This is a genomic window from Streptomyces sp. NPDC037290, from assembly GCF_055603245.1.
In genome coordinates, this window is the sequence record NZ_JBVJVZ010000007.1 from 344,881 (window position 1) to 366,423 (window position 21,543).

Below are 21,543 nucleotides of genomic sequence, written 5' to 3' on the forward strand. Positions count from 1 at the left end.
CGCCGAGTGACCCGATGAGGGCCCGTACGACTGCGGTCGTACGGGCCCTTTTCAGTCACCGGGTGACGCATGTCGTACCCCTACGGAGGGAATTGCTGGGGGCATGACAGAAGACGCGAGAGTGAGTGGGCTGTCGGACGAGGAACGGCTGGCCCAGCTCGGCTACACCCAGGTCCTCGCCCGCCGGATGTCGGCGTTCTCGAACTACGCCGTCTCCTTCACGATCATCTCGGTGCTGTCCGGCTGCCTGACCCTGTATCTCTTCGGCATGACCACCGGCGGCCCCGCGGTGATCACCTGGGGCTGGGTGGCGGTGGGCCTGATGACGCTGTTCGTCGGCCTCTCGATGGCCGAGATCTGCTCGGCGTACCCCACCTCGGCCGGCCTGTACTTCTGGGCCCACCGCCTCGCACCAACCCGCTCGGCGGCGGCCTGGGCCTGGTTCACCGGCTGGTTCAACGTGCTGGGCCAGGTCGCCGTGACCGCCGGTATCGACTTCGGCGCGGCCTCCTTCCTCGGCGCGTACCTGAACCTCCAGTTCGGCTTCGAGGTGACACCGGGCCGCACTGTCCTGCTGTTCGCGGCGATCCTCGTCCTCCACGGCCTGCTGAACACCTTCGGCGTGCGGATCGTCGCCCTCCTGAACGACGTGAGCGTGTGGTGGCACGTGCTGGGCGTGGCGGTGATCGTCGGCGCGCTCGCCTTCGTCCCCGACCACCACCGGTCGGCGACGTTCGTGTTCACGCACTTCGTCAACGAGACGGGCTGGGGCAGCGGCCCGTACGTCGTCCTCCTCGGCCTTCTCATGGCCCAGTACACCTTCACCGGCTACGACGCCTCCGCCCACATGACGGAGGAGACCCACGACGCCGCCACGGCCGGCCCGAAGGGCATCGTCCGCTCGATCTGGACGTCGTGGATCGCCGGCTTCGTGCTCCTGCTGGGCTTCACGTTCGCGATCCAGTCCTACGACAGGGAACTGACCTCCCCGACGGGCGCGCCCCCGGCCCAGATCCTCCTGGACGCACTCGGCGCCACGACCGGCAAACTCCTGCTCCTGGTCGTGATCGGCGCCCAGCTCTTCTGCGGCATGGCCTCGGTGACGGCCAACAGCCGCATGATCTACGCCTTTTCGCGTGACGGGGCGCTGCCGTTCTCCCGCGTCTGGCACACGGTCAGCCCGCGCACCCGCACCCCCGTGGCGGCGGTCTGGCTGGCCGCGCTGGCCGCCCTGGCCCTCGGCCTCCCCTACCTGATCAACTCGACGGCGTACGCGGCGGTGACGTCGATCGCGGTCATCGGCCTCTACATCGCCTACGTCATCCCGACCTTCCTGCGGGTCCGCAAGGGTGCCGGCTTCGAACGCGGGCCGTGGCACCTCGGCCCCTGGTCCGGCCTGATCGGTGTCGTCTCGGTGACCTGGGTCGTGGTGATCACGGTCCTCTTCATGCTCCCGCAGGTCTCCCCGGTCACCTGGAAGACCTTCAACTACGCCCCCGCCGCCGTTCTGGCCGTCCTCGGCTTCGCGGCGACCTGGTGGCTGGCCTCGGCCCGCCACTGGTTCCTCGCCGGGGAGCGGGCCGCCGCTCCGAAGCTGGTTGAAAAGTGACAGACCTCCCCGTGACGCGGCCGGGTCACCGATACCCGATCGGAGACTCGGCCGCGTCCGGCTATGCTCGGACAGGCAACATCGCCTGGGCCCTTAGCTCAATTGGCAGAGCAGTGGACTTTTAATCCATTGGTTGTGGGTTCGAGTCCCACAGGGCCTACGGACGCGGGGGAGAGGTCATCCCCTCTGACCTGCTACGCAGCGCTCGGGTCGGCTTCGGTCGACTCGGGCGCTGCTCCGTTTTCGGGCTCTTGCGTGAGCGATGCGTGAGCGGGTGTGCCTGTGGTTTGCCGAACGTGCTTGGGCCCGGGATCGGTGGTTACCCCGTAGGTATGGGGTCAGGCAGAGTGCCCCACGGGCGGGCCGTCTGCCGTGGATGTGTCCAAGGACCGGTTCGGCAGGCGGTGTGCTCGGTCGGTAAGACGAATCCCGGGCCGCCCGAGTGGACGGCGCGGAGACGGGTCGGCAACATGCCGTCGCGATGACGGCAACACCGCGATGGCGGCCAGTCGTTGCGCCTTCCTGCCAAGAGGCGAGGTGATGGTCGTGCAGCGGCTCGACATCCACCGGCGTGACCGGGGGGAGCGGGCCCTTGTCACACTCGCCGGCGCGATTGGTCCGGCCACGGCTCCGCTGTTGCGGGCCGCGCTGGAGCAGTGCCTGCGCGACGGCATGACCGCCATCGACGTCGATCTCGCTACCGTCGGATCCTGTGACGCCAAGGGTCTGGACGTCTTCCTGACGGCATCGGACCGCGCCGACCGGGTGCACTCCTGCCTGCGGTTGCGCCACCCGTGCGCGCAGATCGCGCGGCTCCTCGCCGTCACCGACTCCGCGTCTCTGCTCAGCACCCCGCCGGGCGCGTCTCCGTCGGCCGACGAGCGGCACGGGGAAGGCGACTACACCGGTGGACCAGCCCCCAAGGACGGGATCCGGCTCCGCCGCCTCACCCGCGAGCAGGCGGAGGGGATGAGCGAGGACATCGCCGACCTGGCCGTGGAGCCCGCTGCGGGACTGTCCGCACATGCGGACCGCCAGCGGAGCGCCTTCTTGGACCGGCTTGCCGTCAGTGCCCGACGGCCCGGCTTCGCGCTGCTGGTTGCCGAGACGACGGTGCTGGTGGGGTGCGCGTTCGGATTTCCGGTAGGCCCTGGTGCCCGCTCCGAGCGCGGGTTGCAGGAGAGCGTCCAACGGCTCACCGGCTGTGCCCGGTTCATGCTCCTCACCCAGGTCGTGGCACGTCACCACGCCCAGTACCGCGACATCGGCCGCCGTCTGCAACAGCGTCTGCTGGCCGACCGGCACGCCGCCCTCGGAGTCGTCCTGCTTCATCCGGCCGACCAGACCGGTCGGGCCGCCTTCGAGTCCTGGGGCTGGCGGAACTGCGGGGAGATGATGGGGCTGCCCGGTCGGGGCGCGCCCTGCCTACTGGTGTTGTTCCGGGAGAGCGGGCCGGTACCGGCGCCTCGGGCCGCCCGTCCAGGCCGGGCGTAGCCTGGGCCGTACCGAGAGCATGTCGGGCGCACGCTCCGAGCGGCGCCGTTCCCGGCGAGTGACGAACGAGGGCAGCGGCTTGGCTGCCTGGGACGGGACCGCGCGATGGACTCCCTCACACCGCCCGCCGACGGTTCACCACCGGACGACGCGCACACGTACACGATGCCGCTGTCTCGTCTGAGCCTCACACCGGAGGCCAGCCACGGCCCACTGGACGGAGCGTGGTGGCCCCGTTGTGACGCCCTGGCCCTGGAGCTGCCCGCGCTTGTGGGTTCGCTGGACCCCGGCCACGGTACGGTCACCCGCGTCACGGTGGGCGCTGCGGACTGGCCCGACGCCCCGCAGACGGTGCGAGCGCCCGACCACGTGATCGAGGTCGTCCTGAGCGACGACACCGACGAGGCGCATGCCATCACCCTGGAGTGCGGCAGTGTCGGACGCTGGGAACTGCTGGTCGTCCCGCCCGACGAACCGGCCGGAACAGCAGGCCGGCTGATGACTGCCGCCGCCGATCCCTGGAACAGGCTGTCGGCTGGGCGCGTCCTTGCCCGGGTCGAGGGCGATGTCGGCTAGAAGAGCGCCGGGCAGCGGAACGGCTGATGATTGAGTGATGGGACGGGCAGTTTCCTTCGCCGGCCACCTCGGCCGCCGGGGTTCGAGTGGATCCGTCAGGTGAGGACATGACGGCTGAGCCGCGTACGGACCGCTCCGAGAGCTTCGGGGAAGCACTGCTGGGAGCGGTCCTCGATCGCGCGCACGAGCTGCCACCCCACCTCATCGGCCCGTTGGTTGCCGACGTGGTGGAGCGGCTGGGGGGCCGCTGCCCGCAGGTGCTGCTGCAGGACTACGGCCAGCTGCTGCTCGTACCCCTGCCCGGCGAGGGCCTCGCGGGCGGGGACCCGCCGGTGATCGACGACTCCGCAGCCGGCCGCTGTTTCCTCGACGCGGTGTCCGTGGAGCTGCCCGGGGAAGACGGCGTACGGGTCCACCTGCCGCTGCTGGACGGTGGCGACCAGGTGGGCGTCCTGGCCGTGACGCTGGACCGGCTCGACGACGACGGGCGCCGCATACTGCGCCGGCTCTCCGGTCTGGTGGCCGACCTGCTGGTGACCAAGCACGGATATTCCGACCTGTTCTTCCGTACCCGTCGCGGTGAACCGATGAGCGTGGCTGCCGAGATCCAGTGGTCTCTGCTGCCACCGCTGGCGATGATCATGCCTCGTGTCGCCGTGGCCGGGATCCTGGAACCCGCCTATGACGTGGCGGGTGACAGCTTCGATTACGCCCTCAACGGGGACATCCTCCACGTGGCCATGATCGACGCAATGGGGCACGGCCTGGACGCGGCCACCATGGCCACCGTGGCCATCGGCGCCTACCGCCACGCCCGCCGCCTCGGCACCGGCCTGACGGAGATCTACGCCTTCATGGACTACGCCGTGGCGAAACAGTTCGGTGCCGACCACTTCGTCACCGCGCAGATGATGCGGCTGGACACGACGACGGGCCACCTGCAGTGGGTCAACGCCGGCCACCCCGCGCCGATACTCGTCCGCGACCACCGTGTCACGGGTCGGCTCGTCGCGCCGACGACGCTGCCGGTGGGCCTTGGCGGTGCGGAGCCGGAGGTCAGTGCGCTGGGGTTGGAGCGAGGAGATCGCGTCCTGTGCTTCACCGACGGGCTGATCGAGGAGCACGAGGCGGGCCAGGAGCAGTTCGGGGAGGAGCAGTTGATCGACTGGGTGAATGGGCTGGAGGGGGCCGGCCGCGGGGTCCGGGCGGTGGCGCGCTCCCTGTCGCACACACTCTTGCGAGCGCGGGGCGGCCGGACTACAGACGACGCCACACTGCTCCTGGTGGAGTGGCGCGGCTGACCTGTGGCCGCCGGGTGGGACGACTCGTCAGCCCGACGGCGTGTGCCCGCCTCCTGTGTCGATGAGGATCTGCTCCGCCGAGCTGACGTTGCCGGCCAGGACGGCCTGGGCCATCGCCGTGCGAGCGTCCTCGGGTGTGGCCTCCGGCGGGACGACCAGCAGCGAGAAGTGGTCCCTGTCCCCCCGGGTGATCAAGACCGTGTCATCACCCACCGGGAAGGAGTCCACGTGCACTACACGGTCGTTCACGACGATCCGCGTGGGGAGCGCCGCCCAGGCCGTGGCATCCAGCCCGACCCGGCTCAGCGGGCCGAGGTGCTCGGTCAGAGCGCTCAGCAGGGCGGGCAACTCGACCCCGATGTCACGCGACCGCGGCCACCAGGCACCGTCGAGGACACCTTCGCGAGATGCCGTCGTCTCCAGCCGGAGCAGTGCGCTGCCCGGCCTAACAGCATGGTGGACACCGCTCGGCAGATGCCGGGAACCACGGGATGTGTCGGAGTCGGTCATGGGGACCATCCGTTCGGGATCCGGCGCGAACACGGGATGCGCCTCGCTTCTGACCACGCTACTCCGCATGACCGCGAGCACCCGCGTCGCCGGGAATCGCCGGGACGCCTGTACACAGCGAGGGGAAGCCGCATGAGGGGCTGCGCAGAGGGCACCCGGGTGGTGGCGGCTGCGAGGCCGCAGGGTCGGCTGTCTGTCGGCATCAGCAGCCTCGGAGACCTGCCTGAGAGCGCCAGCCATGACGACACTCCGTGAACGCAAGACCTACCGCAAGGCCATCCTCCGGCACCTCTACGGAGCCGTGGAGCGCAACCGACCCGAGGTCAGCGGAGCGGCACTCCGCGAGGCGCTCCGGCTGCCTGACGACGACCTGTCCGCAGCCTGCGCCTACCTGGCCGACGAGGGCCTGATCGCCGTCGAGTGGACGTCGCACAAGACGCCCGCCACCGCCTCACTGTCCCATGACGGCATCCGGTACATGGAGGAGGAAGAGGAGTGGGGTGACCCCAGGCCGAGCGAGTGACACGGCCTCCACGCTCCGCTGCTTTTCGGGCAGGGACTTCAATCCCCGTGTGACGAACGCGCGGATGTGCCGGTGGCTTGTGGATCGAACGCTGCCGTGGCGGACGGTTCGGCTGCTGCTGCTGCCGGACGAGACCGGGGGATCAGCTTCGCCGCCTTCTCAGCGATTTCGCGGTCCAGCTCGGGCAGCAGGCTCGTGTACGTGTCCGAGGTCAGCGTGATGGTGGAGTGCCGGAGCGTCTCCTTCACCGTGTGGATGTCGCCGCCGCCTCCGTGCGTGAGCGTCGCGGCCACGTGGCGCAGGTCCCGCAGGGTGATGGGCGGCAGGTCGGTCGTGGCGAGGATGCGCCGGAAGGTCTCCGAGACCGTCTCGGGGTGGAGCCAGGAGCCGTCCTCCTTCGTGAAGACCTTGCCCGTGTCCTTCCAGGCGCCGCCCCAGTCCGCACGCTCCTTGTCCTGGCGGGCCCTGTGGTCGCGCAGCACGGCGATGTTCATGCTGTCGAGCGCGATCGTGTTCGCGCTGCCGTCCGTCTTCGGCTCGGACTCGTAGGGGTCCCAGCCGTCGACCACGATCTCCTTGGCGGGGGTGATGAGGCCGGCGGCGAGGTCGATTTCGTGCCAGTCCTGGCCGACCGCCTCGCCACGACGGAGGCCGCGGGTGCCCATCAGGTGGAAGATCGCGTACAGCCGGTCGCCCTCTGCGGCGTCGAGGAAGACGCCGAACTGCTGCGGGGTCCACACCATGACCGGGCCGGGGATCTCGCCCGTCTCGCGCCAGCGTCGTACCCGTTCCTCGGTCCAGAGGAGAGGTTTGGGGCGCTTGCCGGACTCCAGCTCGACGTGGGAGGCCGGGTTGAAGATGATCAGCTGCTGGGCAATCGCGGAGTTCAGCGCCGCGCGCAGGGTGCGGCGGATCGCCTGCCGGGTGGCCGGACCGGTGATCTTCCGGAACGGCTTCATCTCCGCCAGCTTGGCCCGCTCGGCCGCGAGCAGCTTTCGCTCGGCGCCTACGGGGCGGCCCGGCTTGCTCGGCTTGCAGCGGGCGATCTGCTCGCGGCGGGCTTCGTTCTCGGCCGCGATCACCTCGTTCTCGTCGGCGATCGCGTCGAACATCTCCACGAGATGGCCGACGTTGAGTCGGTCGAGGCGTATCTGGCCGATGCGGGGCTTCAGGTGGACGCGGATGTGGGAGGCGTAGCCGTTGAGCGTGGTCTTGCGGCGCTTCTTCGCGGCGAACCACTGGTCGAGCCACTCGCCGACGGTGAGGCTGCCACGGAGGGCCAGGCCCGCGCGCAGACGGCGCCGGGTCTCCTCGATGGCCGGTAGCGGGGCTTTCTCGGCTGCGACTTCCTCCAGCAAGGCGACGAGGCGCTGGAGACTATCGGGGTCGTCCTTGTCCGCGAGGGCGAGAAGGGAGCGGACGTGGTCGAGGTCCGCCTGGGCGTCCTTCAGGGACTCGTAGCCGGCGCGGCTGAAGGAACGGCGGGTGCCGTCCTCGCGGGGTGGCAGCTCCTGACGTATGGAGTAGTAACCGTGCTTGCGGCTCTTGCGCTTCGGGCAGGAGGAACCGAGTTCCTTGCCGGTCTTCGGGTCGCGGCAGGAGCAACGGCGGTAGGTGGAGCCCTTCAAAGGCGTTCCTCCGGGGTGGTTTCGGTATCGGGCTCGGCAGGGTCGACGTCACCCAGCACGGGTGGCAGGTCGGGTGGGGTGGCTCCCTCCTCGCGGAGGTCGCGGCGGAGGTAGCGAAGCCTGTACTTGGCGGAGATGGCCTGGTCGGCGTACTTGGCCCGCTGGCGCTCGGCCTCTTCCTTCTCGGCGCGGCTGGTGGCTGTCTTGGCCGCGAACCGCGCCCGTTCTTCCTCTTCGATCGCGGCGAGAGCGGTGCGGACGAGGCTGGCGTGAAGCTCGAAGTCGGGGACCAGGCCCGCGTCGTAGCCGGGCACGTCCTCCTCACCGGTGAAGCGGCGCAGGGCGTCCCAGGTGGGCACGAGGTGCTGGAAGGGGAGTTCCTGGGTCTCCTCGACGTAGCCGACCGGGAAGATCAGGCAGACCGGGTACGTCTCCAGGGCGGCGGCCAGGACCATGACGTCCACGAGGGGCAGGTTGGCTCGGCGGCCGGACTCCATGTTGGCGATCACGTTGCGCGGGATGGAATGCCCGAGCTGTTCGCACCGGTCCGCCAGGTCCTGTGCGCTCCATCCCATCTCCTTCCTTCTGCGCCGGACTTCGCCGGCCACGTTGGCCTTGATCCGGTCCGCCCACTCGGGGACGTCGTCCTCGTCGCTTCCATCATGGGAACCATGCTGTGTCATGAAGACACAGTAGCTTCGTCATCCTGGTTTGTAGACGCCTGGAGACGGATGTGATGACCGCGTTCGCCGAGGGCTGCATGGAAAGGAGCGCGCTGCATGCGCGACGACGCGACGGCCGCAGACTCGAAGGGCGTGAAGGGGATGAGCCGGGAAGAGGTACTCGCCCTTCCCGTGGCGGTTGACCTGGACACGAGCAATCGGGCGCTGGGGCTCGGCCGGAGTAAGGGGTATGAGTTGGCGAAGCGGGGCGCCTACCCGTGCAAGGTGCTGCGGCTGGGCAACGCCTACCGGGTGGTGACCGCAGATCTGTGGGAGCTGCTCGGGCTGGCGGCGTGAAGGCGTGGGAGCGTAGCAGACGGTTCTGCGCTGAGCTGACACAGAAACGCTGGACTGATGCCGGGGGCGGACGTACTGTCCGTGTTCCCTCGGGGAGCAGACCGCAGGTCCCGAGAAGGGACAGAACGCGTGTCCCGACTCGGGACAGAGCACGTGTTCCGCCTCGGAACACGGCGAGCCTCCGGCGCGGCAACGCCGGAGGCCCGGGAGTCCCCGTCGCCCGCATCCAACGAACGATCCGCGCCGTCGGGCCTGCATGCCCGGCGCCGCAGAAGAGGAGCCGCCCAGTGCAACCTGAGAACCCCGCGCCCTATTCCGCCCCTGTACCTGCCGCTTGGCCGCCGGTCGCGGTGCCGGGCAAGCCTGACCAGGGCGAACCCGAGCACGCCGCGCCGGTCGCGGCGACCGAGACACCGACACCGGATCCGGAGCCGACCGCTGGGTCGGCGCTGCTGGACGAACTGCGTGCGCAGATAGCGAAGTTCGTGATCCTGCCCTCGCCGGAGGCGCTGGACGCGGTGACGCTGTGGGTGGCGGCGACTCATCTGCAGCCTGCCTGGCAGCACGCACCGCGTCTGGCAGTGGTGGGACCGGCGAAGCGATGCGGCAAGTCGCGGCTGCTGGACGTGCTGACCGAGACGGTCCACGAGCCGATGCTCACCATCAACACCACACCGGCGGCGGTGTTCCGGTCGATCACCGAGGAGCCGCCCACGCTCCTGGTGGACGAGGCGGACACCATCTTCGGTACGCCGAAGATGGCGGAGAAGAACGAGGAGATGCGCGGTCTGCTGAACGCCGGCCATCAGCGCAACCGCTTCGTCACGCGGGTGGTCGGCAATGACCACACCCCGCACCGGTTCGCCACCTTCGCCATGGCGGCGCTGGCGGGGATCGGTGACCTGCCCGACACGATCATGGATCGGGCTGTGGTGATCCGTATGCGCCGCCGGGCGGAGGGTGAGCGCGTCAAGCCCTTCCGCTCCCGACGCGACATCCCCGCTCTGCACGACCTGCGCGACCGGATCGCTGCATGGGCAAGGCCGCTGCTGGACGAGGCGGCGGACCTGGAACCGGACATGCCGGTGGAGGACCGGGCCGCGGACACCTGGGAGCCGTTGGTCATCATCGCCGACCTGGCCGCCGGATCCTGGCCCCGGCGCGCCCGCCAGGCGTGTGCACGGATGGTCGCCGCCGAAGTCGAGGCAGAGGAGGACCGGCCCGGCGGAGCCCGGATCCTCGCCGACATCCGCAAGGTGTTCGCGGCCCAGCGCGAGCCCGACAGCCTCACCACGGACGAACTACTCCACCAGCTCCGCCAGGATGCCGAGAGCCCCTGGGCGGAGTGGGGACGCAACGGGCTGAACGCCAAGGACCTGGCAGCGATGCTCCGGGAGTTCGGCATCAGGCCCGGCAACGTCCGCCTCGCCGACGGAACCCAGCGCAAGGGCTACATGCGCAACAAGTTCCTCGACGCCTGGCGGCGCTACTGCCCCACCGTTCGCTCAGTGAACGCCGCACCGGCCGCCCCCGCCGCAGACTGAACCCCACACCCCCGGGTGCCCGTACCTGCCGTCCCTGCCGTGATCTCGCAGGTCATACGGCATACAGGCAAGACGGCAACTGGGGCCAAGACGGCAACTCGATCATGGTGATCGCTGGCTGCCGTCAGGACGCCGCCCGGATCCGTCTTGTGCCGTCCCGCGCGTCCCCGCCGTATCACCGCAGGTCAAAGCCCAGTCCGCCGGGACGGCACGACGTAACGGTGCCGTCCCGGCCCGCAGGGGATACATCGAGACGCAACCGGCCGATCGCGCGCCGCGAGGCCGCGCCCCGCACACGCCGGACGGCACGCGAACGCCGCGGGTACGGCAGATCAAGGCCCTGCCGTACCGGCCCTGACCTGCGCTTGCAACGGCCAAGACGGCAAGACGGATCACACCACCCACCCCAGGAGCACCCCGCTTGACCCTCCCCACCCCCATGAGTCGGGCGCACCGCCCCGACGAAGGACGGCTGTCGATGACCAAGCAGGACATCGAGCGATACACGCTCGGTGCGGCCGGAGTCGTCATCGTCGCCCTCACCATCAGCGGATTCTGGCTGTCGTACGCGCACCTCGCCGAGGTTGCCGGCCAACACGGGTTGCGCAGCTCTCCCACCCGCCGCTGGGCCTGGCCAGCCACTTTGGACGCCTTCATCATCGCGGGCGAACTGCTCATGCTCCGCGCGGGCCTGCGCAGGGTGACCGATAAGTGGGCAATCGCCCTCACGGCCACTGGATCGGTCGGCTCCATCGCGCTCAACGTGGCCGGGGTCAACGGCACGGGCAGTGCGAGCACCGTGCCGCTGCTCGACTACGTGGTTGCTGCGGTTCCGCCGACCGCCGCGCTGCTGGCCTTCGGTGTCCTGATGCGCCAGATCCACCAGCTTGTCGACCAGCCCGCAGGCCATCCGGATCCCGCGCCGGTTCAGGCGCCGGAACCACCGGTCACCGCCCCCGCCAGGGCCGCCGATTCCGCGCAGCCCACCGCTCAGGCGCCCGCCGTACCTGCCCAGCCGCCGGAACCACCTTCCGCGATTGCGGAGCGCAGGCCACGCGGTGGCCGCCCACCTGGCGCCACGCTTGAGGAACTCGTGGAGATCGGCCGGATTGCCCTCGCCGAGCACGGCACGCTCACCCGGTCCCTCCTCCGGAAGTCCGTCAAGGACAAGGGGCTGACGATCAGCAGCGAGCGGCAGACCGACGTGATGAGCGTCCTGCGGCCCGAGATCGAAGCCACCGTCGAAACCGGTCCGGACGGCAACTGACCGGAACAGCTACGGGGTGACCGGAGCCCTTCCGGTCACCCCGGCCAGCCAGCCACGTCGCCCGCTCATCCACAACCTGTGGACCGCGCGCTGGCCGCCAGTGCCGGCCAGCCCTCTCCTACGACCCGCATGCGCATTGCGCCCCTTTTCGGAGAACCTCCCGTGACGTCACCCCTGTCCCGCACCGGCCACCCTGCCGACGAGCCACTGACCCAGGCGAAGTCCCCTACGCTGATGGGCCGTCTGAGGAGCGCGTTCGGACGGGGTGCCCCTGGCGGAGCCAGTAGTACCCCGAGTCCGACTCAAGGCCGGACTTCGGGGGTCTCCGCCCCAGGGGTGGCGGAGACGGCCCAGCGCCAGGGGGCGCAGGACCAGGAGGTCGTGACCGAGGGCGGCCCCGACCAGGACATACTCCACGCCGTCCAGCGCGAAGTTCTCCGCCCTGCCCGCACCGCCGAGATTTACACCGGCGAGCCCGTTGTGCAGAGCGTGCAGCCCACCATCCGCCGCTTCAACGGCACCAAGCGCGTCGAGCGCGTCGGCCCCCTGCGCTTCACCCCCGACCAGCTCGCCCTGCTTCAGGACACTGCCGCCCAGCATGGCTACAAGGGCCACTCCGGATTCGCCGCCGACATCGTCCTCGCCTTCATCACCGGCCGGTTCACCGCCAACCTGCCTCTGTCCGAGGACCGCCGCCGCACTCATATCTTCCGCGCCCAGGTTCTGCGCCAGCTCAACCGGATCGGCGTCAACGTCAACCAGATCGCCCGCGTCCTCAACAGCGACCACACCCCACCCGACATCCGCCAGCGCCTGACCGAACTCCAACAGCTGCTGGAACTGATCGCCGAGGCCCTGCGCCAGCCCGTCGATCCGGAGACGGAGGTGTCCGCGTGATCGCCGCCATCAAACCGGCAGGCTCCAACACCCGCGGCCTGCTCGCCTACCTCTACGGCCCCGGACGCCACGACGAACACCTCGACCCACACATCGTCGCAGGGTTCGCCATGCTCGGGATGCCCGACCCTGGCCGCGACGAGAACGCCACCCTTACCGAACTCGCCCGCTACCTCGACGAACCCGTGCGGCTGCGCAACAGCGAGTTTGGACAGAAGGTCACCGATCACGTCTGGCACTGCCCCGTCCGTGCCGCACCCGAGGACCGCTATCTCTCCGACGCCGAGTGGGGCGAGATAGCCCAGCGCATCGTCCAGGCCGCCGGCATCGCACCCGCCGGCGACGACCTTGCCTGCCGCTGGATCGCCGTACGCCACGCCGACGACCACATCCACATCCTCGCCACCACCGTCCGCGAAGACGGCCGCCGCCCCAAACTCCACGACAGCGGCCTGCGCGTCGGCGACGCCTGCCGCCAGATCGAGAAGGACTACGGGCTGCGGCAACTCAAGAAGGGCGACCGTACTGGTGCCCGCCGACCCACCCAGGCCGAATTGCACAAGGCCGAACGCCTCGGATGGGAACAGACCAGCACCGAGTGGCTCCAGGACTCCATCCGCGCCGCCATCCCCCACGTGACAGGCGCCGAGGAGTTCATCGCCTACCTCGAAGCCGATGGCATCGAGGTCAAGACCAGGCGCGGACCGTCAGGCGACCTCCTCGGATACGCCGTCGGCCGCCCCGGCGACCTCAACGACAACGGTGAGCAGATCTTCCACCCGGGAGGCAAGATCGCCCCCGACCTCTCCCTGCCCAAGATCAAGGCACGCCTCGAATCCAGCGGGCCTGAAGAGCACCCCACCGCCCGCCGCAACCGCCCCAGCACCCCCTGGCGCCAGGCCACCGAGGCACTCGACACCCTCCACACCGACCTCACCGACGACACACACGCCCAGGCCCACATCGCAGCCCTCGGTGAGCTGCTCGAAGCCGCCGCCCAGAAGGCACCCGACAACCTGCGCGCCGAACTCCGAGCCGCATCCACGGCGTTCGCCCGAGCCCAGCGCTCCCAGATCCGCGCCGAGGACCGAGCCGCCCACGCCCTGCGCAACGCGGCACGCGACATCGTCCACACTGCCACCGGCCCCGACGGCAGCACACTCGCCGCCATGCTCGCAGCCCTTCTCTGGGCAACCATCGTCGCCAGGCGCTGGCACGAAGCGAAGAACCACGCCCACCAGGCCGACGCCGCCCGCCAGGCCGTCCAACACCTCCAGACAGCCGCAGACCGCGCCCTCGCCCCGACGCTGACCGAACTCGCAGCCCGGCCGCCCAGGGATCAAGCCCGCCGCGTTCTCGCGAGCGACGTACGGGCAGCCGTCCCCGACCACGCCGAACGGATCCTCGCCGACCCGGCCTGGCCCGCGCTCGCCACAGTCCTCGCCGACGCCGAAGCCCGCGGCCACCAACCCCACCAGCTACTCAAGGAGGCCGCCGCCCAACGCGAACTGACCACCGCCCGCCAGCCCGCCCGCGTCCTGATCACCCGCATCCAGCACACCGGCCGAAACCCGGCCCCCAACCGCCGCGCCGAAGCCGCCCGCCGACGCTCGACCATCGCGGGCTCGGTCGGCACTTCCCAGAGCCGTGGCCACCAGATCACAGCTGCCGCATCGACGCTCACCGAACATCAGCACCGGCAGCGTCGGTAGGGACCAACACTGCCTGCGCCCCGGCGACATAGCTGTCAACGCTGATGCCCTCGCTCCTTCTCGGTGGCGATGGCATCAGCGATTCCTGCGGTTTTGCCGCGTTAGGCGACCTTCGCTTCACATGGGACGCCTGAGGCATCAGCCCGCGAGACGCGCAACAGGGCGGCACAAGCCAGGACCTCGACCAGGTGCTTGGCCAGGAGCCCGACGTGCGGGTCCGGCTGGATTAGGGCGGTGACATGGCCACGGGCGGTGCGTTCCCTGGCCCACTCGTGGTCGAGGTTGGTGAAGTCGTCGTCGATCCAGATGGCTGGTGCGTCGCCGAGCCAGGCGTCGACGTGGTCGCGTTTCCACAGGTAGCCGTTGGGGTGGCTGGTGGTGATCTGCGGACGCGGCAGGTCGACGTGCTGCAGGGGCGGGAGGCCGAGGAGCGGGCCTATGAGCGTGGTGGCGTCCTGGCGCCAGCTGGTGCACCAGACGGGGGTGACCAGGCCGGTTCGGATCACGTGCATGAGCAGGGGGCCATGCGCGGGGTTGAGCCAGATGGTGACCGGGTTGTCGGCGGTCCGGCCGGTGGGTACGACATCGTGGCGCGTGTGGGTCTCGGGGCCGGCTCCTTCCGCGTCCGGGAAGGGGATGAGGACGCCGTCGACGTCGAGAAGTAGGTAGGGCGGGCGCATCGGGTTCTCCCAGGGGGCCGGGGGCTGGGGTCAGAGCTTGCACGCGGTGATCAGCAGAGTGGTGGGCCAGAGGCCGTGGCGGGCGTCGTGGAATTCCTGGGCCGAGGCGAGCCAGAGACCCGCTCGTCCGAGGTGCTTCTCCCAGCGGTCGGCGTCGAACTCCCAGCGTGCGATGGGCAGGCGTGTGCGATCGGGGAGGGTGACGTAGTCCCGGCCGGGACGGTCATCGGTGGAAGGCCGCCTGCCGCCCCGCTGAGGGTGCGGAACCGAGAAGGCGAGGGTGCACCCGGGTTTGAGGTGCTGGGCGATGGCTGGGAGCAGCAGTTCGGGGGCTACGAGTCCGATCGCTCCGAAGACGGAGTAGATCGCGTCGAAGCGCTCGTCGGAAGCCTGCAGGTAGTGCAGGGCGTGGCCGGCGACGAAGGTGAGGTTGTTCAGCCGTCCGTAGTGGGAGCGGGCTCGGCGGACCTGTAGGCCGACGAGGTCGACGCCGGTGACGTGGGCGCCGTAGCGGGTGGCGAGGTGGGCGGCGTTGTGGCCGGGGCCGCAGCCGAGTTCCAGCAGTCGCTTGCGCCGCAGATCCGGGCCGAGGATTTCGGCGCCGGGTCCGCTACCGGGCCGCGTGGTCCATTCCATGCGCGCGGGGACGGACAGCGGCTCGGCGGGGCTGGCCGTGGTGCGTTGGAGTGCGTGGACGTACCACGGGGATGCCTGGGCGAGCACGTCAGACCTCCAGGAGGCGGAGGACGTCGGTGAGGTGGCGGCGTACGGCCTTGATGTAGGCGGTGTCGGTGGCCGGGTCGTTGATCCAGCGGATGGACTGCTCCATGAACCACTCGACGGCCCAGACGCGGTGCCAGCCCAGCGCCCACTTCTCCGCCGGAAGCCCGCCACGCTCGGCGAGGGCGTCCGGGGTGCCGCCCTCGGTGACGTACGTCTCCAGGAAGACGCGCAGACGTACGGGGTCGGGGTCCTCGATGGTGCCGTGCCAGCTGGCGAGGTCGAGCAGGCCGGGGCCGGTGAAGGCGCGGGCGAAGTCCAGCAGCCGCCAGCCGCGCCGGCCGATGTGGAGGCTGGTGGGGTGGAACTCGGAGTGCACCCAGCCGAACGGGCCGACTGTGGCACCGGCCGAGCGCGTCTCGGCGGCTTGGGCGATGCGGTCGAGCGCGTCCTCGATGTCGAGGGTGTCCTCCCACCGGTCGGCCTTGCGCAGGTGGCCGAGGTGTTCCAAGGCCCGCGCCGGGAGGCCGTGCAGACCGTCCTGATCGAGGACCGGCAGGGCGGCGGCCGTGCGGGTGCGGTGCAGAACCACGGCTGCGGCGGCGCCGTCGAGGTCGTCGGCTTCGCGGATGGGAGCGCCGAGGTCTTCCAGCAGCATCCCGAGCCAGCCGTCCAGGACTGCGGAGGCGTGAACGGAAGGAACGGGGACGCCGAGCGTTTTTGCCAACCGGAGTGCCTGGTCCTCCCTGTCGAAGGGCCTCCTGGCGTACTTGAAGATGGCGGTGCTGCCGTCGGTGAAGGTCAGGCGTTCGACGCCGGACATGGACCAGACGCGCACCTGTTCACGCGATGCGCACGTTTGGTTGGCGAGGGTCAGCAGGTTGTCCAGGAGTTCGGCGTTGAGGGTCGCGTCCATGAAGGGCTCTCCAGTGCGGTGGTGGCGTCCGGGGCGGGCGAGAAGTGCCTGCCCGCCCCGGAGCCGAGCGTGCGGTGCGGGTGCTATGCGGCAGGGCTGACGCGGTGGGCGTAAACCTCCTCCATCCAGCCGGCCTTGAAGGCCGCCAGGTCGTCGCGGAAGGCGGTCATCGACGCCCCGTAGGGGGCGACCACGCCGCCGGCCTGATCCGGCACGGACTGGCAGCCGTGCACGAGCCGACCACCGAGGGCGGCGTGGGCCTTGATGGACTCGATGCGGCGGTGCTCGTTGAACCACCCACCGTGGTAAACCTCGTCCAGCATCCCGCCCATCTCGTCGTCCAGGTCGAAGACGACCGAGGTCGCGGCCGGGAAGAACCAGCACGGGCCGACGTTCGAGATGTGCCCGTCCAGCTCCACCTTGTTGAGCGCCATCAGCGTGGCTGCCTCGCGCAGCATCCGCAGGTGTTCGGCGGTGATCTGCGGCAGGCCGAGGCCGGCGAGGTGCTCGTCGCGGAACAGGTAGGCGTACACCTCGTAGGCGGTGGACAGTACGCGGGCGGCGTCCGAGGTGGACTCGCCGTGGGCCTTGATGAAGTCCAGGGCAAGCTGCTCGACCGCGCTCTCGGTCGTCTCCTGCACCTCCAGGAGCTGGGACTTGACCAGCTCCCAGTCGGCGACGAGCCAGGTGTTGGACTCGAAGCGGAAGAAGTACTCGGCCGGGTTGATCGTGATGCGCCGGCCGTGGATCTGGATGCCCGGCAGGCGGCTCCAGCGTGCGTCGAACGCCTGGGGCAGCTCGACCGTGATGGCCGTGGTGTCGATGGTGGTCACCGTGTCTCCGTCTCTGATCGGCCGGGTTCGGGCACAGGCGTGCCCGAACCCGGAGCGGGTGTACGGAACTTCGGGGAGCCGCCCGGCCGAAGGGGGGAGCCTGGTCACGGTGTCGGACCGTGCCGGGCGGCTGATACTCAGTGAACACGCCGTCACGCACAGTGGGTACGGTGAGAGGCAGTCGAAGCGGTATACGCGGTTTACAGCTCCGGAGCGGAGGCGGTCGTGGCAGCGCAGAGAGAACCCAACTCGCGCCTGCGCGAGACCATCGAGGCGACGGGCTGTACCTACGAGGCTCTGGCGAAGGACATCCGACGCATCGCGGCTGAGAACGGAGAGACCCTCCAGACCAACAAGTCGGCTGTCTCCCATTGGGTGAACGGCAACCGCCAGCCGACCGGCCGGACCGCCCGGTACCTCGCCGAGGCACTGTCCCGGCGAGCAGGCCGCACGATCACCGAGACGGAGATCGGTCTCCGTGGCGGCGAGGCACCGACCGAGCAGGCCGATCCCGTCCTCGCCGCGACCGACCTGGGCCGTGCCGACGTCGAGCGCCGACGCTTCCTGGCCGTGGCCGCCTTCACCGCAGCCGGCGTCGCCATGCCCCTTGCGTACGACCACGAAGCCACTGCCCGCATGCTCCGGGCTCGCACCGGTAGCTCCCTGGTCGGTGCGGAGGACGTGGACGTCGTACGCCAGATCACCGCAGCTTTCAGTGCCGCCGACGAGCGTCTCGGTGGCGGCCATGGCCTCACCACCGTTACCGCGTATCTCGCCGACACCGCAGCCCCCATGCTCCGAGGGCGGTTCCCGAACGAAGCCTTACGCCGGGCAGCCTTCGGAGCGGTCGCCGAACTCGCCTACCTAGCAGGGTGGAAGCACCACGACCTGGGCCAGGAAGGTGCCGCCCAGCGCTACTACCAGGTCGGCTACCAACTCGCCTGCGAAGCCGACCCGCACGGTCACGCCGCCTGGATGATGCGCGCCCTCGCCCACCAGGCCCTCAGCCTCAAGGAACCCCACCACTGCGTCGACCTCGTCGAGGGCGCACTGACCCGCGGCCTGGGCCGCGTCGACGGCCAGACCGAGGCGCTGCTCCACATCACCCATGCCCGCGCGTACGCCGCTGTGGGCGAGAGGCCCGCAGCGGCCCGCGCCCTGCTCGCCGCCGAAGATGCCCTCCTACGCGACGACGGCCCCCAGCCGAGCTACTCCCGCGTCAGCGGTCCAGCCGCCGGCACCGTCGCCAGCCACACCGCCCGCACCCTGACCGACCTCGCCGACCACGTCGGCACCGAGCAACAACACCGCGACGCCCTGGTGCGCTGGGACCCCGAGAAGTACAAGCGTGTCCACGCCCTCACCTACGCCGACCTCGGCGACAGCCTCGCCGCCCAAGCCCGAGCCGACGAAGCCGTCGCCGCCTGGTCCCAGGCCCTGTCCCTCATGGAGGGCATGACCTCGGACCGCACCCGCAAAGCGATCAACTCACTCCGTTCCACCCTCGCCATCTACCAGCGTCGCAGAGTGCCCGGAGCCGCCGAACTCGCCCGTCGCGCACGCGAAGCACTGGCCTAAGCTGCCCACCAACCGGCCGACGAAGGGACACAACCGTGGCTCAGCGGACAACCGACGACCAGCCCAAAGCCCTCAAGCCCGCCCTCGAATCCATGACCCTGCTGGTCGGCGCCGTCATCGTCCACGACAAGGCCACCAACCGCGTCGTCCTCCTCCAGCGCAGCCAGAACGCCAAGTTCGCCCAGGGCATGTGGGACCTGCCCGTCGGCAAGAGCGAGCCCGGCGAGCCGATCACCGAGACCGCCGTACGCGAGCTGTACGAGGAAACCGGCCTGACAGTGAAGCCGGAGGCCCTGAAGGTGGCCCACATCATCCACGGTGCCTGGGGCGTCGAAGCTCCCAACGGTTTCCTCACCGTCGTCTTCGCTGCCCACGAATGGACGGGCGAGCCCGAAAACCGCGAGCCGCGCAAGCATGCCCAGGTCCGCTGGGTCGACGCCGACGCAATCCCTGAGGAGTTCGTCGACACCACTGCCAGCGCCCTTCACAGCTACCTCAGTGACGGTCCTCAAGTCTCACTTGACGGATGGAAGTAGCAGGCAGGTGCTCAGCCGCTGCTGGGCCCGGCCCCTCCAACCGGGAAGGGGCCGGGGCCCCAGGGCTTGTGCCTCAGCCGGTGCAGCCGCACCCCGATGCGGCCTTGGCCTCGGTGACGGTCTGGGCTGGGTCGACCGCTGCCTCGGCCGGAGTGCAGCAGGCGTTGACGCCGCAGCAGGCGTCGGGCGACTCTCCAGCCTCGGAAAACGTGTCGGTCGTTACCGGCTTGGTGGCCCGGACGATCGCCGAGTGCATTCCGTCCGCGACCGTATGGGTTGGGGTGATCTCGATGTCCGTGAACCCGGCGGCTTCCAGCCCTGCGCGATATTCGGCGAAGGACAGCGCGCCGGCGATGCAACCGACGTAGTCACCGCGCTCGGCACGCTGGTCGGGGCTGAGTGAGTCGTCGGCAACGACGTCCGAGACGCCGATACGCCCACCTGGCTTCAGAACACGGAAGGTCTCCGCGAACACGGCGGGCTTGTCGACGGACAGGTTGATCACGCAGTTCGAGATCACCACGTCGATGGTGTTCGCGGGCAGCGGGACGGACTCGATGGTGCCCTTCAGGAACTCGACGTTCGTCGCGCCGGCCTTCTCAGCGTTGGCAAGTGCCAGTGCCAGCATCTCGTCGGTCATGTCCACCCCGTACACCTTGCCGGTGGGGCCGACGCGTCGGGCCGAGAGCAGGACGTCGATGCCGCCGCCGGAGCCGAGGTCGAGGACGCGCTCACCCTCCCGCAGCTCTGCGACGGCGGTCGGGTTGCCACAGCCGAGGGAGGCGGCGACGGCCTCAGCGGGGAGGGCGTCGCGCTCGTCGGCGGCGTACAGGGTCGAGCCGAAGTTCTCGTCGACCTCGACCGGCTGCGGCCCGCAACAGGCGGCGCCGCCCTCGGTCACCTTCATGGCCGCCGCCGCATAGCGCTGGCGGACGGTTTCACGCAGGTCACTGGACTGCTCGCTCATGACTCACTCCCAGGGGGCGGGGCATGGCGGTGCCCCGGAACGGCCTGTATTGACGTTCATTGATGCAACCTTGCGCCTTGAATCGAAAAACGTCAACATAGAGGCATGTCGAAACAAGAGCTTGAGGTGATCGGGCAGGACGCCGCGTGTTGCGCCGGACTGTCCTCGCCGCTGGATGAGGGCCAGGCGGCCGAGCTGGCGAAGGTGTTCAAGGCCCTGGGCGACCCTGTCCGACTCCGGCTGATGTCGATGATCGCCTCCCGTGGTGAGGGCGGCGAGGTCTGCGTGTGCGAGCTGACGCCGGCCTTCGAGCTCTCCCAGCCGACGATCTCCCACCACCTCAAGCTGCTCCGGCAGGCCGGGCTCATCGACTGCGAGCGGCGCGGGACCTGGGTCTACTACTGGGTGCTGCCCGGGGTCCTGGACCGCCTCGCCGCATTCCTGACCGCGCCGCAGACCGCCGGAGCCACCGCGTGACCGCGTCCCTGGGCCGCCGTGTCGCCGCCGAAGCCATCGGGACCGGGCTGCTGGTTGCGGTCGTCGTCGGCTCCGGCATCCAGGCCACCGAGCTGTCGCAAGACGTGGGCGTGCAGCTGCTCGCCAACTCCCTCGCCACCGTCTTCGGCCTGGGTGTGCTGATCGCCGTGCTCGGGCCGGTCTCCGGCGCGCACTTCAACCCGGCCGTCACCCTCGCCGTCTGGTTCACCGGCCGTCGCAAGCCCGATGGCCTCACCCTGCGAGACGTGGCCGCGTACGTGCCCGCACAGATCGCCGGGGCCGTTGGCGGGGCAATCCTGGCCGACGCGATGTTCGCCAGGCCGCTGGCCCATTGGTCCACGCACGACCGGTCCGCCTCTCACCTGTGGCTGGGTGAGGTGGTCGCCACGGCCGTGCTGATCCTGCTGATCTTCGGAATCGAACGCATCGGCAATGCCTCCCTCGCACCGGTGGCCGTGGCCTCGTACATCGGTGCCGCCTACTGGTTCACCTCCTCGACCTCTTTCGCGAACCCGGCAGTCACCATCGGCCGGGCCTTCACCGACACCTTCGCCGGAATCGCCCCTGCCTCCGTCGCCCCGTTCATCGCTGCCCAAATGGTCGGAGCCGTGCTCGGGCTGGGCGTCGTGATCGCTGTGTACGGCCGTCCCGTCCCCGCCGGGGATGAGGCCGTCGTCCCACACGGCGAACCCGAGCTCGCCTCCTCCTGATCCACTCTCTCCCGGAAAGACGCCT

The 21,543-nt window shown here is 69.8% G+C and carries 22 protein-coding genes and 1 tRNA gene; 15 read left to right on the plus strand and 8 right to left on the minus strand.

The genetic code is table 11. The features are described from left to right. Positions 1-103: 103 nt before the first annotated feature. The 5 genes from ACZ7HQ_RS25895 to ACZ7HQ_RS25915 all read left to right on the plus strand — a co-directional run bounded on the left by ACZ7HQ_RS25895 (position 104) and on the right by ACZ7HQ_RS25915 (position 4,980). Positions 104-1,609, plus strand: coding sequence for an amino acid permease (locus ACZ7HQ_RS25895; protein WP_470994291.1), 1,506 nt, complete (start codon positions 104-106; stop codon positions 1,607-1,609). An 87-nt stretch (positions 1,610-1,696) separates the two neighbouring features. Next, positions 1,697-1,769 (plus strand) — tRNA-Lys (locus ACZ7HQ_RS25900). A 380-nt stretch (positions 1,770-2,149) separates the two neighbouring features. Next, a complete protein-coding gene (locus ACZ7HQ_RS25905; RefSeq protein WP_470994432.1) occupies positions 2,150-3,103 on the plus strand; it encodes an STAS domain-containing protein in 954 nt (317 codons plus the stop codon). A gap of 105 nt (positions 3,104-3,208) precedes the next feature. After that, entirely contained in the window at positions 3,209-3,679 is a 471-nt protein-coding gene (locus tag ACZ7HQ_RS25910; RefSeq protein WP_470994293.1) for a DUF5994 family protein, read from the plus strand. A 107-nt stretch (positions 3,680-3,786) separates the two neighbouring features. After that, a complete protein-coding gene (locus ACZ7HQ_RS25915; RefSeq protein WP_470994295.1) occupies positions 3,787-4,980 on the plus strand; it encodes a PP2C family protein-serine/threonine phosphatase in 1,194 nt (397 codons plus the stop codon). Positions 4,981-5,007: 27 nt separating this feature from the next. On the opposite strand, the gene ACZ7HQ_RS25920 is transcribed toward ACZ7HQ_RS25915, so the two are convergent. After that, on the minus strand, positions 5,008-5,490 hold the full coding sequence (locus tag ACZ7HQ_RS25920; protein WP_467259843.1) for a DUF5994 family protein: 483 nt from the start codon (positions 5,488-5,490) through the stop codon (positions 5,008-5,010). 238 nt (positions 5,491-5,728) lie between these two features. On the opposite strand from ACZ7HQ_RS25920, the gene ACZ7HQ_RS25925 reads away from it, so the two are divergent. Next, positions 5,729-6,013, plus strand: a complete 285-nt coding sequence (locus ACZ7HQ_RS25925) for a hypothetical protein (protein WP_470994296.1) — start codon at positions 5,729-5,731, stop codon at positions 6,011-6,013. A gap of 38 nt (positions 6,014-6,051) precedes the next feature. On the opposite strand, the gene ACZ7HQ_RS25930 is transcribed toward ACZ7HQ_RS25925, so the two are convergent. After that, positions 6,052-7,641, minus strand: coding sequence for a site-specific integrase (locus tag ACZ7HQ_RS25930; protein ID WP_470994299.1), 1,590 nt, complete (start codon positions 7,639-7,641; stop codon positions 6,052-6,054). Then, on the minus strand, positions 7,638-8,324 hold the full coding sequence (locus ACZ7HQ_RS25935) for a helix-turn-helix domain-containing protein (RefSeq protein WP_470994301.1): 687 nt from the start codon (positions 8,322-8,324) through the stop codon (positions 7,638-7,640). The genes ACZ7HQ_RS25930 and ACZ7HQ_RS25935 overlap by 4 nt, the downstream gene beginning before the upstream one ends. 96 nt (positions 8,325-8,420) lie before the next feature. Between ACZ7HQ_RS25935 and ACZ7HQ_RS25940 the strand changes: the two genes are divergently transcribed. The 5 genes from ACZ7HQ_RS25940 to ACZ7HQ_RS25960 all read left to right on the plus strand — a co-directional run bounded on the left by ACZ7HQ_RS25940 (position 8,421) and on the right by ACZ7HQ_RS25960 (position 14,080). Continuing rightward, on the plus strand, positions 8,421-8,660 hold the full coding sequence (locus ACZ7HQ_RS25940) for a hypothetical protein (protein ID WP_360063471.1): 240 nt from the start codon (positions 8,421-8,423) through the stop codon (positions 8,658-8,660). A 287-nt stretch (positions 8,661-8,947) separates the two neighbouring features. Then, on the plus strand, positions 8,948-10,204 hold the full coding sequence (locus ACZ7HQ_RS25945; protein WP_470994302.1) for a DUF3631 domain-containing protein: 1,257 nt from the start codon (positions 8,948-8,950) through the stop codon (positions 10,202-10,204). Between the two features lie 478 nt (positions 10,205-10,682). Beyond that, entirely contained in the window at positions 10,683-11,471 is a 789-nt protein-coding gene (locus ACZ7HQ_RS25950; RefSeq protein ID WP_470994304.1) for a DUF2637 domain-containing protein, read from the plus strand. 336 nt (positions 11,472-11,807) lie between these two features. Next, on the plus strand, positions 11,808-12,368 hold the full coding sequence (locus tag ACZ7HQ_RS25955; RefSeq protein ID WP_470994306.1) for a MobC family plasmid mobilization relaxosome protein: 561 nt from the start codon (positions 11,808-11,810) through the stop codon (positions 12,366-12,368). Further along, positions 12,365-14,080, plus strand: coding sequence for a relaxase/mobilization nuclease domain-containing protein (locus ACZ7HQ_RS25960; RefSeq protein WP_470994308.1), 1,716 nt, complete (start codon positions 12,365-12,367; stop codon positions 14,078-14,080). The genes ACZ7HQ_RS25955 and ACZ7HQ_RS25960 overlap by 4 nt, the downstream gene beginning before the upstream one ends. Before the next feature lie 101 nt (positions 14,081-14,181). Here the strand turns inward: ACZ7HQ_RS25960 and ACZ7HQ_RS25965 are convergent, their stop codons facing one another. The 4 genes from ACZ7HQ_RS25965 to ACZ7HQ_RS25980 form a co-directional block, all read right to left on the minus strand. Beyond that, positions 14,182-14,760, minus strand: a complete 579-nt coding sequence (locus tag ACZ7HQ_RS25965) for an HAD domain-containing protein (RefSeq protein WP_470994309.1) — start codon at positions 14,758-14,760, stop codon at positions 14,182-14,184. A gap of 30 nt (positions 14,761-14,790) precedes the next feature. Further along, a complete protein-coding gene (locus ACZ7HQ_RS25970; RefSeq protein WP_470994312.1) occupies positions 14,791-15,483 on the minus strand; it encodes a class I SAM-dependent methyltransferase in 693 nt (230 codons plus the stop codon). A 1-nt stretch (position 15,484) separates the two neighbouring features. Next, positions 15,485-16,396 (minus strand): phosphotransferase family protein, encoded by a 912-nt coding sequence (locus ACZ7HQ_RS25975; protein ID WP_470994315.1) that lies wholly within the window; start codon positions 16,394-16,396, stop codon positions 15,485-15,487. An 83-nt stretch (positions 16,397-16,479) separates the two neighbouring features. Further along, on the minus strand, positions 16,480-17,229 hold the full coding sequence (locus tag ACZ7HQ_RS25980) for a hypothetical protein (protein WP_470994318.1): 750 nt from the start codon (positions 17,227-17,229) through the stop codon (positions 16,480-16,482). A gap of 225 nt (positions 17,230-17,454) precedes the next feature. On the opposite strand from ACZ7HQ_RS25980, the gene ACZ7HQ_RS25985 reads away from it, so the two are divergent. Together ACZ7HQ_RS25985 and ACZ7HQ_RS25990 are read left to right on the plus strand one after the other, a co-directional pair. Next, a complete protein-coding gene (locus ACZ7HQ_RS25985) occupies positions 17,455-18,807 on the plus strand; it encodes a tetratricopeptide repeat protein (protein ID WP_470994321.1) in 1,353 nt (450 codons plus the stop codon). 35 nt (positions 18,808-18,842) lie between these two features. Beyond that, positions 18,843-19,343 carry an NUDIX domain-containing protein gene (locus tag ACZ7HQ_RS25990; RefSeq protein WP_470994322.1) on the plus strand — a complete coding sequence of 167 codons (501 nt, stop codon included), beginning with the start codon at positions 18,843-18,845 and terminating at the stop codon, positions 19,341-19,343. A 73-nt stretch (positions 19,344-19,416) separates the two neighbouring features. Here ACZ7HQ_RS25990 and arsM read toward each other — a convergent pair whose 3' ends face one another. Further along, positions 19,417-20,310, minus strand: coding sequence for an arsenite methyltransferase (gene arsM / locus ACZ7HQ_RS25995; RefSeq protein WP_470994325.1), 894 nt, complete (start codon positions 20,308-20,310; stop codon positions 19,417-19,419). A 105-nt stretch (positions 20,311-20,415) separates the two neighbouring features. Here arsM and ACZ7HQ_RS26000 point away from each other — a divergent pair, with 105 nt between their 5' ends. Further along, complete coding sequence (locus tag ACZ7HQ_RS26000) at positions 20,416-20,787, plus strand: ArsR/SmtB family transcription factor (protein ID WP_470994327.1); 372 nt, start codon at positions 20,416-20,418, stop codon at positions 20,785-20,787. Continuing rightward, positions 20,784-21,518 (plus strand): MIP/aquaporin family protein, encoded by a 735-nt coding sequence (locus ACZ7HQ_RS26005; protein WP_470994330.1) that lies wholly within the window; start codon positions 20,784-20,786, stop codon positions 21,516-21,518. Before ACZ7HQ_RS26000 ends, ACZ7HQ_RS26005 begins: the two co-directional genes overlap by 4 nt. Positions 21,519-21,543 lie beyond the last annotated feature (25 nt).

What these genes read in the sequence shown, in the direction of transcription:
- ACZ7HQ_RS25920 (WP_467259843.1), bottom strand. Translation starts at nt 5,490, where the DNA reads ATGACCGACTCCGACACATCCCGTGGTTCCCGGCATCTGCCGAGCGGT.
- ACZ7HQ_RS25925 (WP_470994296.1), top strand. Translation starts at nt 5,729, where the DNA reads ATGACGACACTCCGTGAACGCAAGACCTACCGCAAGGCCATCCTCCGG.
- ACZ7HQ_RS25950 (WP_470994304.1), top strand. Translation starts at nt 10,683, where the DNA reads ATGACCAAGCAGGACATCGAGCGATACACGCTCGGTGCGGCCGGAGTC.
- ACZ7HQ_RS25935 (WP_470994301.1), bottom strand. Translation starts at nt 8,324, where the DNA reads ATGACACAGCATGGTTCCCATGATGGAAGCGACGAGGACGACGTCCCC.
- ACZ7HQ_RS25965 (WP_470994309.1), bottom strand. Translation starts at nt 14,760, where the DNA reads ATGCGCCCGCCCTACCTACTTCTCGACGTCGACGGCGTCCTCATCCCC.
- ACZ7HQ_RS25895 (WP_470994291.1), top strand. Translation starts at nt 104, where the DNA reads ATGACAGAAGACGCGAGAGTGAGTGGGCTGTCGGACGAGGAACGGCTG.
- ACZ7HQ_RS25915 (WP_470994295.1), top strand. Translation starts at nt 3,787, where the DNA reads ATGACGGCTGAGCCGCGTACGGACCGCTCCGAGAGCTTCGGGGAAGCA.
- arsM (WP_470994325.1), bottom strand. Translation starts at nt 20,310, where the DNA reads ATGAGCGAGCAGTCCAGTGACCTGCGTGAAACCGTCCGCCAGCGCTAT.
- ACZ7HQ_RS25975 (WP_470994315.1), bottom strand. Translation starts at nt 16,396, where the DNA reads ATGGACGCGACCCTCAACGCCGAACTCCTGGACAACCTGCTGACCCTC.
- ACZ7HQ_RS26000 (WP_470994327.1), top strand. Translation starts at nt 20,416, where the DNA reads ATGTCGAAACAAGAGCTTGAGGTGATCGGGCAGGACGCCGCGTGTTGC.
- ACZ7HQ_RS25940 (WP_360063471.1), top strand. Translation starts at nt 8,421, where the DNA reads ATGCGCGACGACGCGACGGCCGCAGACTCGAAGGGCGTGAAGGGGATG.
- ACZ7HQ_RS25910 (WP_470994293.1), top strand. Translation starts at nt 3,209, where the DNA reads ATGGACTCCCTCACACCGCCCGCCGACGGTTCACCACCGGACGACGCG.
- ACZ7HQ_RS25905 (WP_470994432.1), top strand. Translation starts at nt 2,150, where the DNA reads ATGGTCGTGCAGCGGCTCGACATCCACCGGCGTGACCGGGGGGAGCGG.